This window comes from Stenotrophomonas sp. PS02289 (assembly GCF_029960115.1).
Classification (GTDB): Bacteria; Pseudomonadota; Gammaproteobacteria; order Xanthomonadales; family Xanthomonadaceae; genus Stenotrophomonas.
In genome coordinates, this window is sequence record NZ_JASCOZ010000105.1 from 1 (window position 1) to 15,340 (window position 15,340).

The 15,340-nt window shown below is 66.2% G+C and carries 13 protein-coding genes; 8 read left to right on the top strand and 5 right to left on the bottom strand.

The genetic code is table 11. The features are described from left to right. Positions 1 to 168 precede the first annotated feature (168 nt). Together QMX83_RS14465 and QMX83_RS14470 are read left to right on the top strand one after the other, a co-directional pair. Positions 169 to 1,089, top strand: a complete 921-nt coding sequence (locus QMX83_RS14465) for a M14 family metallocarboxypeptidase (RefSeq protein WP_282297345.1) — start codon at positions 169 to 171, stop codon at positions 1,087 to 1,089. A 105-nt stretch (positions 1,090 to 1,194) separates the two neighbouring features. Beyond that, entirely contained in the window at positions 1,195 to 1,839 is a 645-nt protein-coding gene (locus QMX83_RS14470; protein ID WP_282297346.1) for a helix-turn-helix domain-containing protein, read from the top strand. Between the two features lie 8 nt (positions 1,840 to 1,847). On the opposite strand, the gene QMX83_RS14475 is transcribed toward QMX83_RS14470, so the two are convergent. Both QMX83_RS14475 and QMX83_RS14480 read right to left on the bottom strand, forming a co-directional pair. Beyond that, positions 1,848 to 3,377, bottom strand: a complete 1,530-nt coding sequence (locus tag QMX83_RS14475) for a sulfite reductase flavoprotein subunit alpha (protein ID WP_282297347.1) — start codon at positions 3,375 to 3,377, stop codon at positions 1,848 to 1,850. Between the two features lie 2 nt (positions 3,378 to 3,379). Further along, entirely contained in the window at positions 3,380 to 3,808 is a 429-nt protein-coding gene (locus QMX83_RS14480; protein WP_282297348.1) for a PAS domain-containing protein, read from the bottom strand. A gap of 215 nt (positions 3,809 to 4,023) precedes the next feature. Here QMX83_RS14480 and QMX83_RS14485 point away from each other — a divergent pair, with 215 nt between their 5' ends. From QMX83_RS14485 to QMX83_RS14495, 3 genes are read left to right on the top strand one after another with little or no spacing between them, the layout of a single operon-like run. Then, positions 4,024 to 5,448, top strand: coding sequence for a basic amino acid/polyamine antiporter (locus tag QMX83_RS14485; protein ID WP_282297349.1), 1,425 nt, complete (start codon positions 4,024 to 4,026; stop codon positions 5,446 to 5,448). Between the two features lie 27 nt (positions 5,449 to 5,475). Next, positions 5,476 to 6,903, top strand: coding sequence for a basic amino acid/polyamine antiporter (locus QMX83_RS14490; protein WP_282297350.1), 1,428 nt, complete (start codon positions 5,476 to 5,478; stop codon positions 6,901 to 6,903). Next, on the top strand, positions 6,903 to 8,615 hold the full coding sequence (locus QMX83_RS14495) for an alpha/beta-hydrolase family protein (RefSeq protein WP_282297351.1): 1,713 nt from the start codon (positions 6,903 to 6,905) through the stop codon (positions 8,613 to 8,615). The genes QMX83_RS14490 and QMX83_RS14495 overlap by 1 nt, the downstream gene beginning before the upstream one ends. On the opposite strand, the gene QMX83_RS14500 is transcribed toward QMX83_RS14495, so the two are convergent. The 3 genes from QMX83_RS14500 to QMX83_RS14510 are packed head-to-tail and all read right to left on the bottom strand — an operon-like array spanning position 8,594 to position 10,149. After that, positions 8,594 to 9,127 carry a YqhA family protein gene (locus QMX83_RS14500; RefSeq protein WP_282297352.1) on the bottom strand — a complete coding sequence of 178 codons (534 nt, stop codon included), beginning with the start codon at positions 9,125 to 9,127 and terminating at the stop codon, positions 8,594 to 8,596. The two genes, QMX83_RS14495 and QMX83_RS14500, sit on opposite strands and share 22 nt — an antisense overlap. Positions 9,128 to 9,159: 32 nt before the next feature. Next, positions 9,160 to 9,684 (bottom strand): DUF6491 family protein, encoded by a 525-nt coding sequence (locus QMX83_RS14505; protein WP_282297353.1) that lies wholly within the window; start codon positions 9,682 to 9,684, stop codon positions 9,160 to 9,162. Positions 9,685 to 9,690: 6 nt separating this feature from the next. Further along, complete coding sequence (locus QMX83_RS14510; RefSeq protein ID WP_282297354.1) at positions 9,691 to 10,149, bottom strand: hypothetical protein; 459 nt, start codon at positions 10,147 to 10,149, stop codon at positions 9,691 to 9,693. Between the two features lie 205 nt (positions 10,150 to 10,354). Between QMX83_RS14510 and arcA the strand changes: the two genes are divergently transcribed. Genes arcA through QMX83_RS14525 form a run of 3 tightly spaced genes read left to right on the top strand, consistent with a single transcriptional unit; the run spans position 10,355 to position 15,340 of the window. Next, positions 10,355 to 11,605, top strand: coding sequence for an arginine deiminase (gene arcA, locus QMX83_RS14515; protein ID WP_282297355.1), 1,251 nt, complete (start codon positions 10,355 to 10,357; stop codon positions 11,603 to 11,605). Positions 11,606 to 11,624: 19 nt separating this feature from the next. Then, on the top strand, positions 11,625 to 12,776 hold the full coding sequence (locus QMX83_RS14520; RefSeq protein ID WP_282297356.1) for an efflux RND transporter periplasmic adaptor subunit: 1,152 nt from the start codon (positions 11,625 to 11,627) through the stop codon (positions 12,774 to 12,776). Then, a complete protein-coding gene (locus QMX83_RS14525; protein WP_282297357.1) occupies positions 12,773 to 15,340 on the top strand; it encodes an efflux RND transporter permease subunit in 2,568 nt (855 codons plus the stop codon). The genes QMX83_RS14520 and QMX83_RS14525 overlap by 4 nt, the downstream gene beginning before the upstream one ends.

Consider the following 15,340-nt stretch of genomic DNA (forward strand, 5'->3'; position numbering starts at 1 on the left):
CCCCCGGGGCGTGCGTCCAGTGACATGCGCTTTACCGGTTATGAGGAAGTGCAGGCCGCATGACGCGGGGGGGGGAGCCGGTTCGCCGGCTCCCTTTTTTTGGTCTTCCGACGGCATGCAGGGTGTGTCGCTACAATGGGGGAAACGGCGCAACTGGAAGACCGCTCCATGACGACTTCGCATTTCTATCCGGTGGGTACCCCCGGACAACCCTGGGGTGACGACGAGCGTACGCAGTGGCGTCAGCGGCAGATCGTGCAGCGCAGCCACGCACGCGACGTTGTCGATGTGGTCCGTGCTTTGCCTGCCTCGTTGGAGGCGGTGCAGTACGGCGAACTGGAGACCGGCCCGGACCGCTATCCGCTGCTGGCGGTGATCAGTCGCGAGTGGGATGCCAGCCTGCCCACGGCGCTGGTGACCGGCGGCGTGCATGGCTATGAGACAAGCGGTGTGCATGGTGCGCTGCAGTTCCTGCAGCAGCATGCCGCTGAGTACAATGGACGAATCAATCTGGTGGTGGTCCCTTGCGTATGCCCGTGGGGCTACGAGCGTATCCAGCGCTGGAACCATGATGCCGTGGATCCCAATCGCAGTTTCCGCAATGGCGGCCTGATCGTGGAGTCGGCCGCGCTGATGAACTGGGTCAGCGCCCAAGGCATCACGCCGTGGGTGCACCTGGACCTGCACGAAACCACCGACAGCGATGCCCATGAGTTCGATCCGGCGCTGGCGTCGCGCGATGGCAAGGCCTGGGTGCCGGAGACCATCCCCGATGGTTTCTATGTAATCGGCAACAGCGAAAATCCCGAGCACGGCTTCCAGAAGGCACTGATTGCCGCAGTGGAGCCGATCACCCATATCGCCCCCGCGGATGCGCAGGGGCACCTGGTGGGATTGCCGCTGCAGTCGCCGGGCGTGGTATGGGGTGAATCGCGCTCGATCGGTGCCTGCGCAGGCTTTACCGATGCCCGCTTTGCCACCACTACCGAGGTGTACCCGGACAGCCCCCGCACCAGCCCCGAAGAGTGCAATGCGGCCCAGGTCGCGGCGGTACGTGCCGGCCTGGACTTCGCACTGGCGGCTCGCTGATCCGTGACGCGACAGGTGCCAAGGGCAGCCACGCCGAACCCGGCGGCGGCTGATGACGGGGACGCCCTGCATTTCTGCAGTACCTGTGCGTTCTCCGAGGCGTGCATGTCGCAGGGGTATGACAAGCAGGCGCTGGGGGAGCTGCACGTGCTGGTCGATCACGTGGGCCCGTTCAAGGCGGGCGAGTACCTGTTCCGTGCCGGCGATCCGTTTGATGCGATCGCCGCCGTGCGCGCGGGCATGGTCAAGACCTTCATCATCGACAGCCAGGGTGTGGAGCAGGTGCTGGGCTTCAGTCTGCCGGGCGAGGTGATCGGCCTCAATGCCATTCATGGCGCGCGCTATCCATGCAACGCGGTGGCGCTGGATACCGTCTACCTGTGCCGTTTTTCATTTCCGAAGATGAGCGTGCTGGCCGGGCGCATGCCCGGGCTGCAGGCGCGACTGTTCAGCCTGCTCAGTGCTGAAATCGGCAAGGTGACCACGCTCGCGGCAAATCATCGTGCCGACGCACGCCTGGCCGCGTTCCTGCTGGACCTTTCGGAGCGCTATGCGCAGCGGGGCTTCTCGGCAACGCGCTTCAACCTGACCATGACCAAGCTGGATATCGCCAACTACCTGCGCATGGCCCCTGAAACCACCAGCCGGGTGCTGCGCCGGCTCAGCGACGAGCAGGTGATCGCGGTGAACCAGCGCGAGATTGAGCTGCTGCAACCCGAACGCCTGCAAACGCTCGCCGCGGCCCCGTAGAGCCGGGATCAGTACAGCTCGCAGTGCAGTCGGCCCTCCGCGCGCAGCCGGCTCCAGGTATCGGACGGCGCCCCCGGCAACGGACACAGCGCGTTGATCGTGTCCCGCACGGAACCCTCCAGGTGCCGCTTGTTGCCGCACACGTACACATGCGCGCCACGCGCGATCAGCTCTTGGACGCCGGTCTCCGGTTCGGCCAAAGCGTGCTGCACGTAGTACTTGTCGGCACTGTCACGCGAGAACGCGGTGTGCAGGCGCGTGATCGTGCCGGCCTGCACCCACTCCTGCAGCTGTCGCTGGTAGAGGAAGTCGCGCGCACGATGTTTCTCGCCGAACACCAGATGGACTTCGCGCGGCGCGCCAACCGCGGCCAGTTCCTGCACCAGGCCCATCAAGGGGGCAATTCCGGTTCCAGTACCGACCATCAGCAATGGCGTGGCCGGGTCGGTGACCAGATGAAAACCCGGATTGGAGCGGCAGTACACCCGGGCCCCTGCGTCGCTTTGCACCAGCCCGGACGTAGCGGTACCCACCCGCTCACGTCCATTACGGACGTAGCGGACTTCGCGGATGCACAAGGCCACGCTGTCGCCACCACTGGAGGCGATGGAGTACGCACGAGGCAGGCACGGTGAAAGTCGTTCCAGCAAGGCCGCCAATGGCACGCTGTCCGGGCTGGCGTGGTCGCTCAGTACGTCCAGCAGGTCGGCACCGTGCAGATAGCTGTCCAGTGCAGCGCGCTGGGTGGACTTGAGCAGGTTTTTGAGCGTCTCGCTGCCGCTCATCCGGGCCAGATCGCGCAGCAGTCCCTTGCCCAGCTGGCGCAGCTCACGATGACGCAGCTGTTCGATCGCGGCGGGGTCCCCGTACCAGTCCGCGATCGCCTGCAGCAGCGCCGGGTCGTTCTGCGGCACCACGTGCAGGGTGTCCCCGGCACGCCAGTGCATGCCGCTGCCCCGCAGGTCCAGCTCGACGTGCCAGGCCGCGGGGTCACTGAGGCTGAGCCGCCGGCGCTCAAGTATCGGGGCGGTGAAGGCGTCCTCGGCGTTGTAGGCGCTGACCTGCAGGCGCAGGTCGCGACCTGCATCCGTATCGCCGTTCAGCACGGCTCCCAAGACAGGTGCCCATTGCTGGAAGAAGCCTTCGTAGCCGGCGTCAGCGTCCACACGGTGCAGGAGCGGCCGGGCCTGCTTCTCACCCAGCAGGGCATCCAGTCCCTTGGTGAATCCACAGAAGCGGGGATAGCCGGTGTCACCGAGGCCAAACACCGCGTAGCGCAGACCGGGCAGGGCGGGGTGCTGGCGCAGTGCCTCGGTAAAGCGCTCGGCATTGGCCGGCGGCTCGCCGTCCCCGAAGGAGCTGGAGACCGCCAGCAGCACGTCCCCGGCACTGAGACTGTGGACGTCGATCTCATTGAAGGGCAGGACCTGCGGTGTGTGCGAGGTCAGTGCCGGATAGCTGCCGAGGCGGTGCGCCAGTTCGCGCGCATTGCCGGATTCGGAGCCATAGCCGACCAGCACGCGGCGGATGGCGTTCATGATCAGGCAGCCTCGTAGAAGTCGTCGAACTTCTCCTTGCTGAATTCCACCGCATCGAACTGCGTCATCAGGTCGTTCACCACACGCCGGATGCTGATGTAGCCGTTGATCTGGCCGTCGGTGTCGAACAGCGGCTGTACGGTGGTATCGACGACATAGAGCACGCCGCCCTTGCCCAGGTTCGGCACGATCCCGGTCCACGTCTTCCCGGCCTTGATCGTGTCCCACATGTCCTTGTACACCGCCTTGGGGACGTCCGGGTGGCGGACGATGCTGTGCGGCTGGCCGATCAGCTCTTCGCGCTGGAAGCCGGTCAGGGTGCAGAACAGGTCGTTGGCATAGGTGATGTTGCCCTGCAGGTCGGTGGTGGAGATGACCATCACGTTCTGCACGGCGGTCAGCAGCTGGGCGGTGTCGGGGGCGTAGTCCATGGGGGGGCTCCTGGTGAAGTAGGGGTATCGGTACAGCGCCAGCATGCGAAATCCCGGAGCGCGCCCACATGACATTGGTCAAGCCCGCGCACGAAACGCCTGCGGCAGGGTGTCGCAGCGCCGGACCGTAGTTTCCTGCGTAGAACTACTGACGCCCCGCCACGACGGTTCCTGCATGATCGGTTGCACGCTCTTGCTGAATACCGGTGGCTGTCATGAATTCCACTGTCGTCAAGATGACGCGCGCCCAGCTGACCGCCATGGTGGTGGGCGGCATGATCGGGGCAGGCATTTTCTCGTTGCCGCGGACCTTCGCGGGCGCGACCGGGCCCCTGGGCGCGGTGGTGGCCTGGCTGATTGCCGGCCTGGGCATGTACACGCTGGCGCGCGTCTTCCAGATGCTGGCAGAACGCAAGCCGGCACTCGATGCTGGTGTGTTCGCCTATGCCAAGGAAGGATTCGGCGACTATCCCGGCTTTTTGTCCGCGTTCGGCTACTGGATCGGCAGCTGTATCGGCAATGTCTCCTACTGGGTGCTGATCAAGTCAACACTGGGCGCGTTTTTCCCGGTATTCGGTGACGGCAACACGGTGGTGGCTATTCTGGTGGCGTCGGTCGGGATCTGGCTGTTCCATTTCATGATCCTGCGTGGCGTACAGCAGGCGGCGGCGATCAACAAGATCGTCACCATCGCCAAGGTGATTCCCATCCTGGTGTTCCTGGCGATCATGGTGTTCGCCTTCAAGATGGACATGTTCCAGCTCAACTTCTATGGCGGCGACCTGACCGGCAGCATCTTCGATCAGGTGCGGGCGACCATGCTGGTCACGGTGTTCGTGTTTCTCGGCATTGAAGGTGCCAGCGTGTACTCGCGCTATGCCAAGGACCGTTCGGACGTGGGCGCGGCGACGGTGACCGGGTTCCTGGTGGTGACCACGCTGATGGTGCTGGTGACCCTGCTGCCCTATGCGGTCATTCCGAGGGCGGACATCGCCGCCATGCGCCAGCCGTCGATGGCGGCGCTGCTGGAGGCGGTGGTCGGGCACTGGGGCGCGGTGTTCGTCAGTGTGGGGCTGCTGGTCTCGGTGCTGGGTGCTTACCTGACCTGGTCGCTGATCTGCGCGGAGGTGCTGTCGGCGGCCGCGCGTACCCGTGACATGCCCAAGGTGTTCGCGCGTGAGAACGCCAACGGGGTGCCCTCGGCGGCGTTGTGGGCCACCAACATCATCATCCAGCTGATCGTGATCAGCACCTACTGGTCGCGGGACGCGTTCTCGCTGATGCTCAACCTGACCAGCGCGATGTCGCTGATCCCGTTCCTGCTGGTCGCCGCGTATGGCCTGCAGGTGACGCGGCGGGGCGAGACCTATGACGTGCGCCCGCAGGAACGCAACCGCGACCTGATCCTGGCCGTGCTCGCCACGATCTACACCACGTTCCTGCTGTACGCGGGCGGCATTGAGTTCATCGTGCTGTCGGCGGTGCTGTATGCGCCCGGCAGCCTGCTGTACCTGTGGGCGCGGCGGGAGCAGGGGGCCAGGGTGTTCAACAAGCCGTCAGACGTGGTGATTCTGGCGCTGGCGGTGATCGCAGCGGCCGTGGGCATCTACTGGATTGCCACCGGCTACATCCAGATCTGACCCCGGGCAGCCACCACGGCCACGGCGATGAGTCCGCCTTCCGACCGCCGTACATTGAGCCTGCTCGAGCTGACCGCGCTGGTGGTCGGCTCGATGATCGGGTCGGGCATCTTCGCGTTGCCGGCCGCGTTCGCCACCCGGACCGGCATCTACGGCGCGCTGCTGGCGTGGGCGATTGCCGGCGGTGGAATGCTGATGCTGGCACTGGTCTTCCAGTCGCTGTCACGCGTACGGCCGGACCTGGATACCGGCATCTATGCGTACGCGCGCGCCGGCTTTGGCGACTTCGCCGGACTTCTGTCGGCAGTGGGCTACTGGTTGGGTTGCTGCCTCGCCGACGTGGCCTGCCTGATTCTGATCAAGGCCACGCTGGGGCTGTTCTTTCCAGCCTTCGGTGACGGCAGCAACCTGCTGTCGATCGTGTCTGCGTCGCTGCTGCTGTGGGGATTCCACTTCCTGATCCTGCGCGGAATCAAGGAGGCCGCGTTCCTGAACACCGTGGCGACTGTGGCCAAGCTGGTGCCTCTGGCGGTATTCCTGGTGTTCGTGGTGCAGGGCGTGCGCGCGGACGTGTTCGCGTTCAACCTGTGGGGCGGTGACCCGCCCGGCGCGGACACGTTGCTGCGGCAGGTGCGCGGAACGCTGTTGCTGACCGTGTTCGTGTTCGTGGGCATCGAAGGGGCCAGCGTCTACTCGCGCTATGCCCGCCGCCGCGCGGATGTGGGTATTGCCACCGTGGCCGGGTTTCTGGGCGTCCTGTGCCTGCTGGTGATGGTGACGGTGTTGTCCTACGGCATCCTGCTGCGACCGGACCTGGCGGCGCTGCGCAATCCGTCGATGGCCGGGGTCATGGAGGCGGTCGCCGGCCGCTGGGGCGCGGTGTTCATCAGTGTCGGGCTGCTGGTGTCGGTGCTGGGCAACTATCTGTCCTGGTCGCTGCTGGCGGCCGAAGTACTGCATTCGGCCGCGCTCAACGACGCGATGCCGCGGGCGCTGGCGGGTGAGAACAAGGCCGGGGTCCCCAGCACCGCGCTATGGCTGACCAATGCCGTCATCCAGGTGTTCCTGCTGGTGAGCTGGTTCGCCGAGTACGCCTTTACCCTGGCGCTGATGATGACCAGTGCGATGACGCTGGTGCCGTATTTCCTGGTGGCGGCGTATCAGCTGAAGCTTGCGCTGGCCGGGCACGGCGGTGGCGATGCCGCGCCCGCAGCGACGATGCGCTGGATTGCCGGAGCCGCCAGCGTGTATACCGCGGCGATGCTGCTGGCGGGCGGTAGCCGCTATCTGCTGTTGTCGAGCCTGCTGTACCTGCCGGGCGCGGTGTTGTTCTGGGCATGGCAGCGGCACCGTGGGGTGGCGTTCGGGCGTGGCGAAGCCGTGGTGCTCGGCCTGCTCGCCGCGATGGCGGTCAGCGCGCTGTTGGCGTTGGGCACGGGCAGGCTGCGATTGTGATGACGGCACCGCTGGCCCGGACACAGCGGTGGCTGCGACGCTGGGCGGTGCCCTGGCGCGGCCCGTTGTGCCGCACCGGCGAGGTCATCGGCGCGCTGTGTTTCATGGCGTCACTGACCCCGAGTCTGGTGCCGCGCGGGTACATCGCCCAAGGGCTGCTCAGTGGCTTCTGTTTCGGGGTCGGGTACCTGCTGGGTGTCGCGCTGTCCGCGGCATGGCGGGTGCTGCAGTTGCCGGAGGCCGGGCAAGGGCGGCTGCATCGTTGGCTGCGCTGGCTACCGGCAGTATGCCTGGCGATCTGCGCGATGCTGGTCTGGTGGGTACGGCCGTGGCAGGACGCGGTGCGGGCGGTAACGGGGTTGGCTCCGATGGAGCAGTCTTACTCGCTGCGACTGTTGCTGATCGCGCTGCTGACGTTTGCGGCACTGCTGGCGATCGGGCGTGCGTTTCTCTGGGTGGCGCGGCGCGTCGGCGCTGCGGCGCGACGACGGCTGCCGGCACCGGTGGCAGGCCTGCTCGGTGTCGGGGTGGCGGTGGTGCTGTTTGTATTCCTGGCCAACGGCGTGCTGCTGCGCGGTGCGCTGCATCTGGCCGATGCGTCGTTTCGTCAGGCCGATGCGTTGATCCCACCGGAGCAGCAGCCGCCCACGACACTCAACAGCACCGGAGGGCCCGGTTCGTGGGTGAGCTGGGAGCAGATGGGCCGGGCCGGGCGAGACTACGCCAGCAGTGGTCCGGGTGCTGAAGAGATCACCGCATTGACCGGCAAGCCTGCACTGCGGCCGCTGCGGGTGTACGTCGGGTTGCCGGCAGCAGACACGGCCGCGGCGCGTGCGCGGCTGGCGCTGCGCGAGCTGCAGCGACAAGGCGGGTTTGAGCGCAGCGTGCTGGTGGTGATCACCCCGACCGGTACCGGCTGGGTCGACCCCGCCGCCGTGGACAGCCTGGAAGTGCTGCTCCGCGGTGACGTGGCCAGCGTGGCGGTGCAGTACTCGTACCTCTCCAGCCCACTGTCGCTGCTGGTCGAACCCGAATACGGACAGGAAAGTGCGCAGGCGCTGTTCGCCGAGGTCTACGGTTACTGGCGCACGTTGCCCGAGCAGCGCCGCCCGCGTCTGTTCGTGCATGGTCTGAGCCTGGGGGCAATGAATTCGGAGCGTTCGGTCAACCTGTTCGACATGATCGACACGCCCATCGACGGCGCGCTGTGGAGCGGCCCCCCGTTTGCCACCCGCTACTGGCGGCAGGTCACCGATGCGCGTGTCCCCGGTACGCCGGAGTGGCGTCCAGTGTTCCGTGACAGCCGCAGTGTGCGTTTCATGAACCAGCAGGGCAGCCCGGTTCCACTGACGGCACCCTGGGGAAGGATGCGGGTGGTGTATCTGCAATATGGCAGCGACGCCATCACCTTCTTCCGTCCCGAGGATGCATGGCGCGCGCCGGACTGGATGGAGGGCCCGCGGGCCCCCGATGTGGCCGGCGCGGTGCGCTGGTATCCCTTGGTCAGCATGCTGCAGCTGGCCTTGGACATGCTGCTGGCCGACCGCACCCCGATGGGGTATGGACATGTGTTCGCGCCGGCGCATTACGTGCTTGGTTGGCAGTCCGTTCTGGGGCTGGAAGACATGGACGCCGATACCGTGGCGCAGCTGCAACGACGCCTGGATGCGCGGCGGCTGGCGCAGATCGATCAGGCTCGAGGGGGTGGTTGAGGGTCATCCGCTGCATCGATACGCGGCACCGGGCCGCGCGCCAGGCGGTCGGTCACCGCCAACACCACGGCGGAGAGCAGCAGGACGCAATGCAGGATCGCCATCCAGCGCAGCACGTCCGGGTCGACCGGCTTGCCTTCCTCCAGCTTCATGAAGATGCGCAGCAGCGCGATGGCTGAGATGGCAGTGATCGAGCCCATCAGCTTCATCTTCATGCCGGCGAAATCTACCGTGCCCATCCAGGCCGGGCGACGTTCATGGCCGGATTCGATGCGGGCCACGAAGTTCTCGTATCCGGCCAGAATCACGATCAGCAGCAGGTTGGCCACCAGCGACAGGTCGATCAGGGCGAGCGCAAGCAGCACCGCATCCACCGGACCCAACGAGGCGATTCGCAGCAGATGCTCGACCAGCTCACGCAGGAACACCCACAGCAGCAGCAACAGGGCCACCACCAGGCCGAAGTAGAACGGAGCCATGATCCAGCGCGCATCGAACAGGCTGCGGGACATGGAGCGGGCCAGAATGCGGCGCACCGCCCCCATCACGGCTCCTGGGTGGGCAGGTAGTCGCCGGGACGGTCACTGACATCCGGTCCGTTGTCTTCGACCACATCCGCCGGACGGTCCGCGTAGACGGTGGCGCGCATCTCGCGCCGCGCATCGCGCAGGCCGGTGCCGTCCAGCGGCCGGATCTGCACGATGCGGCAGGACTGCGGCATGGCCACACTGACGGTGCGCGGCGTGACGCTGTCCCAGCGCGCATTGACGGTGCCGAATGAGTTGCTGATCTGCACGGTGTGTGCAATGGCCAGGCCGGGGCAGCGTCCACGCAGCTGCAGCAGGTGCCCGCGGCTTTGGCTCGTCCAGACCGCCAGGGCGCGATCACCCAGCGGTGTCCACTGGGTCTGGCGCACAAAGCGGGTCAGACGGAACGAAGGCACGGGTGGGCCGGCGTGCTGGAAGTACAGGGCAATCCGCTCGTCGGTGGTCATCGACGGCGAGGTGGCGCACCCGCCCAGCGCGAGTGCGCCGGCCACCACCGCCATCGGGAGCAGGAAGGCGCGCATGGGTCTTCAGCGGCTGACCCGGGTGGTGACGCCATCGCTGGAGACGCGGACGCGGTCGCCGACACGATAGTCGGCGGAGCTGCCATCCTGCGCAACCGCGACAGTACGGCCATTCTCCAGCTGCACGGTGATCTCGACGCCGTTGCGGGCAGAGCGCGACAACGCATTGCCGGCCGCACCGCCTGCAGCGGCACCGGCGATGGCACCCACGGCGTTGGCGCGACGTCCGCCTCCCAGCGTGCTGCCGGCGATACCGCCGATGGCCGCACCGGTGACCGTGGCGACACCGCGCGAATCGTTCTGGATCTGGACATCACGAATGGCTTGGATGGTGCCCCATTCCACCGCCTGGGCGCGCCCCACCTCGGAGCGGTTGAAGGTGCTGGGTGTCGTGTGGGTGGAGCAGGCCCCGGCCAGCAGGGCGGATACGAGCAGGGCGGGAACGGTAAGCAACCGAAGCTTCATGATGGGTCTCCAACAACAGGGAAACGGGTGCGTCGGGCGCGGACGGTGTCAGCGTGTGAGCGCAGTATGCGCGTCGATGTGCACGCTCGCATTCAGTGTTTTCGGCAGCCTCTCTCGGTATTTCTACTGCTTTCTACGTACGTGCGGTCGCATGCGTGTCTTCGGCGGCTAGGATCAATTCATCTACCGTCGCGGAGAAGCTCCCATGTCCAACGCCCCTGTTTATGGCGTCCACTCCGAAGTTGGAACCTTGCGCAAAGTGATGGTGTGCGCGCCCGGGCTGGCGCACATGCGACTGACACCGCGCAACAAGGACGAACTGCTGTTTGACGATGTGATCTGGGTCGACAACGCCAAGCGTGACCATTTCGATTTCATGTCGAAGATGCGTGATCGCGGTGTGGAGGTAGTGGAGATGCACAACCTTCTCGCTGAGACTGTCGAGATCGAGGAAGCGCGCAACTGGATCCTGGACCATCAGATCAACGCCAATGAAGTGGGCGTGGAGTTCATGTCCGAGGTCCGCTCCTACCTGCAGGGCTTGCCCGCGCGGAGGCTGGCCGAAGTGCTGATCGGCGGTCTCAGCGTGGTTGACCTGCCCGAGGATTTCAGTGGACCCACGCTGCAGGCCGTGCGCGAGGTGCCCGACCTGGTGGGCTACCTGCTGCCACCGCTGCCGAACACGCTGTACACCCGCGACACCACCTGCTGGATATACCAGGGTGTAACCCTGAATCCCCTGTACTGGCCGGCGCGGCACGAAGAGACCATTCTCACCACGTCGATCTACAAGTTCCACCCGGATTTCGCCTCGGCGGATTTCCCGATCTGGTTCGGTGACCCCACCGTCGACCATGGCAATGCCACTCTGGAAGGCGGAGACGTGCTGATTGCCGGCAACGGCATCGTGTTGATCGGCATGAGCGAACGCACCTCGCGCACTGCCATCACCCAGCTGGCGCAGTCGCTGTTCAAGAGCAAGGCAGCGACCCGGATCATCGTCGCGGTCATGCCAAAACTGCGCTCGGCGATGCACCTGGACACGGTGTTCACCTTCGCCGACCGTGACGTGGTCACGGTGTTCCCCGGCATTGTCGACCAGATCCATCCGGTCTCGCTGTACCCCAGCGACAAGGAGCCGGGCTTTGAGATCGTGTTCGAGAAGGGCCACTTCAATGATGTGGTTGCCCAGGCGCTCGGCTTCAAGAAGCTGCGCATTGTCGAATCCGGTGGCGACCGCTATGCCGCGGAGCGCTCGCAGTGGGACAGCGGCAACAACCTGGTGGCGATGTCGCCAGGCGTCGTGGTGGCGTACGACCGCAGTACCGCCACCAACACCGGCCTGCGCAAGGAAGGCATCGAGGTGATCAGCATTGTCGGTGCCGAACTTGGGCGCGGGCGTGGCGGCGGGCACTGCATGACCTGCCCGTTGATCCGCGACGCAGTGGCCTTCTAACAGCGCGGAGGTGCCTGCGATGGGTATCCGTCGATCCAGGGCAGGCAGCTGGCCGTGGTGGATCGTGTTGACCGTGGCGCTGGCCGGTTGCGGACGTGAGGACGGGCCAGCCGCCGGTCAGCGCCCCCCTGTGCGGGTGGACGTTGAAACCGTGACCGCGCAGGCCGTGCCCAATCTGGTTGAGCTGCCCGGCCGGGTTGAGGCGGCGCGTTCGGCCGAAGTGCGTGCGCGCGCCGACGGCATCGTCGAGCGCCAGCTGTATGTGGACGGTACCGACGTTGCCGCCAATGCACCGCTCTTCCGTATCGACCCGCGCGACCTGCAGGCACGGCTGCAACAGGCGCGTGCCTCGTTGGCCTCGGCCAAGGCCGCACGTGCGCAGACGGCCGCACTGCGCTCGCGGTTGTCAGCGCTGGTGCAGCGCAAGGCAGTCAGCGTGCAGGAGTACGAGTCGGCGCAGGCGTCGTTCCGGCAGGCGGATGCGGCACTCCTGGAGGCGCAGGCGGCCGTCGACCGGGCCACCCTGCAGCTGGACCACGCCACTGTGCGTGCGCCCATCGCCGGGCGTGCCGGTCGGGCGCAGGTCAGCGAGGGGGCGCTGGTCAGCGCCGCCGGGGCCACGCTGCTGACCCGGATCGACCAGCTCGATCCGGTCTTCGTGATCTTCAATCCCTCGCATATCGCCATGAACGAACTGGAGCGGGGAATTGCAGCGGGACGCGTGGTGCTGGCCGATGACCGCAAGGTGCCGGTGACGGTACTGCTGGATGACGGCTCACCTGTGTCCACCCCGGGGGTACTGGACTTCAGCGAAACCGCGATCGATCCGGCCACCGGCAGTCGCACGCTGCGTGCACGCCTGCCCAATGGCGATGGGCGTCTGCTGCCGGGCCAGTTTGTACGCGGCATCCTGAGCGTGGGCATGGTGCCGAATGGGATCAGCCTGCCGGAGCGTGCCGTCCAGATGGGCGAAGACGAATCCAGCGTGATGGTCGTCAACGACGAGGGCATCGCGATGCGACGGCCGGTGATGCTGGCCGGGCAGTCAGGCGGGCGGTGGGTGGTGCAGTCGGGGCTGAAGCCCGGGGAGCGGGTGATCGTGGATGGCTGGCACAAGATCCAGCCGGGGCAACCGGTCAGCGTGGCGAAGCCCAAGGATGCGCCGCGATGAACCGCTATTTCGTCGACCGCCCGGTGTTGGCCTGGGTGATTGCCGTGTTTGCGATTCTGTTCGGTGCGATTGCGCTGAGCCGGTTGCCGGTGGAGCAGTACCCCGATGTGGCCCCTCCGTCATTGAGTATTTCGGCCACCTTCGTCGGCGCAGACGCGCAGACCTTGGACCGCACCGTAACGTCGGTGATCGAGAATGAACTCAATGGAGTGGACGACTTTCTGTTCATGTCCTCCACCAGCCGTGCCAACGGCACCGCGCAGATCCGGGTCACCTATCGCAGTGGTACCGACCTGGACGTGGCACGCGCGCAGCTACAGGATCGCCTGGCACGGGTGGAGCCGCGTCTGCCTGACGAAGTGCGGCAGATGGGGGTGCGTGTCACCCAGGCCAGCAATGGGTTCCTGATGCTGATTGCGCTGCAGTCCGAGGGTGACCAGTACTCGGCGCTGGAGCTCGGGGACTTCGCTGCCAACAACGTCGCCGATGAACTGCGTCGCCTGCATGGCGTAGGAGACGTTTCCCTGTTTGGCTCCAGCTATGCCATGCGGATCTGGCTGGACCGCGAGAAACTGCTGAGCTACGGCATCGCGCCGGGCGAGGTGATGGCTGCGATCCGTGAGCAGAATGCCCAGACCGCCGGTGGTGGACTCGGCTTGCAGCCGACCACGGCCGAGACCGAAACCACTGCGCAGATCGTGCTGCGCGGCCGCTTCAGCACGCCCGAACAGTTCCGCCAGGTGATCCTGCGCGCCACGCCAGGTGCGGCTACCGTGCGCGTGGGCGACGTCGCCCGGGTCGAACTGGGGCAGGATACCTATGCGTTCAACCTCAGTCTCAATGGCCGTCCCACCGCCGGCCTCGCGGTGTCGTTGGCATCCGGCGCCAATGCCCTTGCCGCCGCGACCGCCGTGCGCGAGCGCCTGCAGCAGTTGGAGACCAGCTTTCCCGAGGGCATGGTCTGGGTAACCCCGTTCGACACCACGCCCTTCATCACCGAATCGGTACGCGGCGTCGCCCTGACCATGGTCCAGTCGATGCTGCTGGTGTCGGTGGTGGTGCTGCTGTTCCTGCAGAGCTGGCGGGCGATGTTCCTGCCGACGCTGGTGGTGCCGATTTCGCTGCTGGGGGCCTGTGTCGGTCTGCTGGCGCTGGGCGTGTCCATCAACCTGCTGTCGCTGTTTGCGATGGTGGTGGCGATTGGCATCCTCAACGACGACGCGATTGTGATCGTCGAGAACGTGGAACGGATCATGCGCGAGGAAGATCTTCCCGCACCGGATGCGACCGCCAAGGCCATGGGCCAGCTGAGCGGGGCGATCATCGCCACCACCCTGGTACTGCTGGCGGTGTTCATTCCGATGGGGTTCTTTCCGGGTTCGGCCGGCGGCATCTACCGGCAATTCGCGGTGACCCTGAGCGTGTCACTGGTGGTCTCGACGGTACTGTCGCTGACCCTGGCACCGGCGATCTGCGCGGCGATGCTCCGGCCGCGCAGCGACACCGGGCGCAATGGCGTTGTGCAGCGTCTGTTTGCGTCCATCAACAACGGCCTGGAGCGCAGCAGCCGTGGCTACGCCGCTGGCGTGGGGCGGATGCTGCTGCGGCCGTGGCTGTGGATCGCGGTGTTCGTGATCGTGGTGGTGTTGACCGCGCTGTTGTATCTGCGGCTTCCAGGTGGCTTTCTGCCAGATGAAGATCAGGGCTACCTGTTCGTGGCCTATAACGCCGCACCCGGGGCCACCATGGCACGCACCCGTGCCGCTGCCGAGCAGGCCGAAGCGATCCTCAGACGGCAGCCGGAGGTGCGCAATGTGGCCACGGTGGTTGGCTTCAGCTTTTTTGGCCAGGGCCAGGCGGTGGGCATGTCGTTCGTCGACCTGCATCCGTGGGCCGAGCGCGGTGGCCGCGAGCAGGGCGCAATGGCGCTCGCGCAACGGATGAACGCCGCGTTCTCGCAGATTCCACAAGCCCAGGTGTTCGCGCTCAATCCACCGGCGATCCAGGCACTGGGAAATGCATCGGGTTTCAGCATGAAGCTGGAGGATCGCGCCGGAGTCGGCAGCAGCGGGTTGACCGCTGCGGCGATGACGATGACCGCGCAGGCGGCAGCCAGTCCGTTGCTGGCTGGCGTTCGCCCCGAGGGCATGCCACGCGCCCCACAGTTGTTCGTGGATATCGACCGCACCCAGGCGCGGGCGCTCGGGGTGCCGCTGAGCCAGGCCAACCAGGCATTGGGGATTCTGTTCGGGTCGGCATACGTGAATGACTTTGTCCGCCAGGGCAACGTGCTGCGGGTATTCGTACAGGCGGATGCCGCGCAGCGCATGCGCGCCGAGGATGTCAGCGACCTTCGGGTGATCGGCAGCCAGGGGCAGTCGGTTCCCTTCTCGGCGTTTGCTCGTACGCGGTGGACGGTGGGCGAGCAGCAGGTGGAACGTTACAACGGCTTCCTCTCCGCCACTGTCTCAGGGCAGGGGGCAGCAGGCGTCTCCAGTGGGGCGGGGGGGGGGGGGGTGGGGGGCCTCCCCCCCCCCGGGCGACCAGCCGGCGGGGTCGTATAA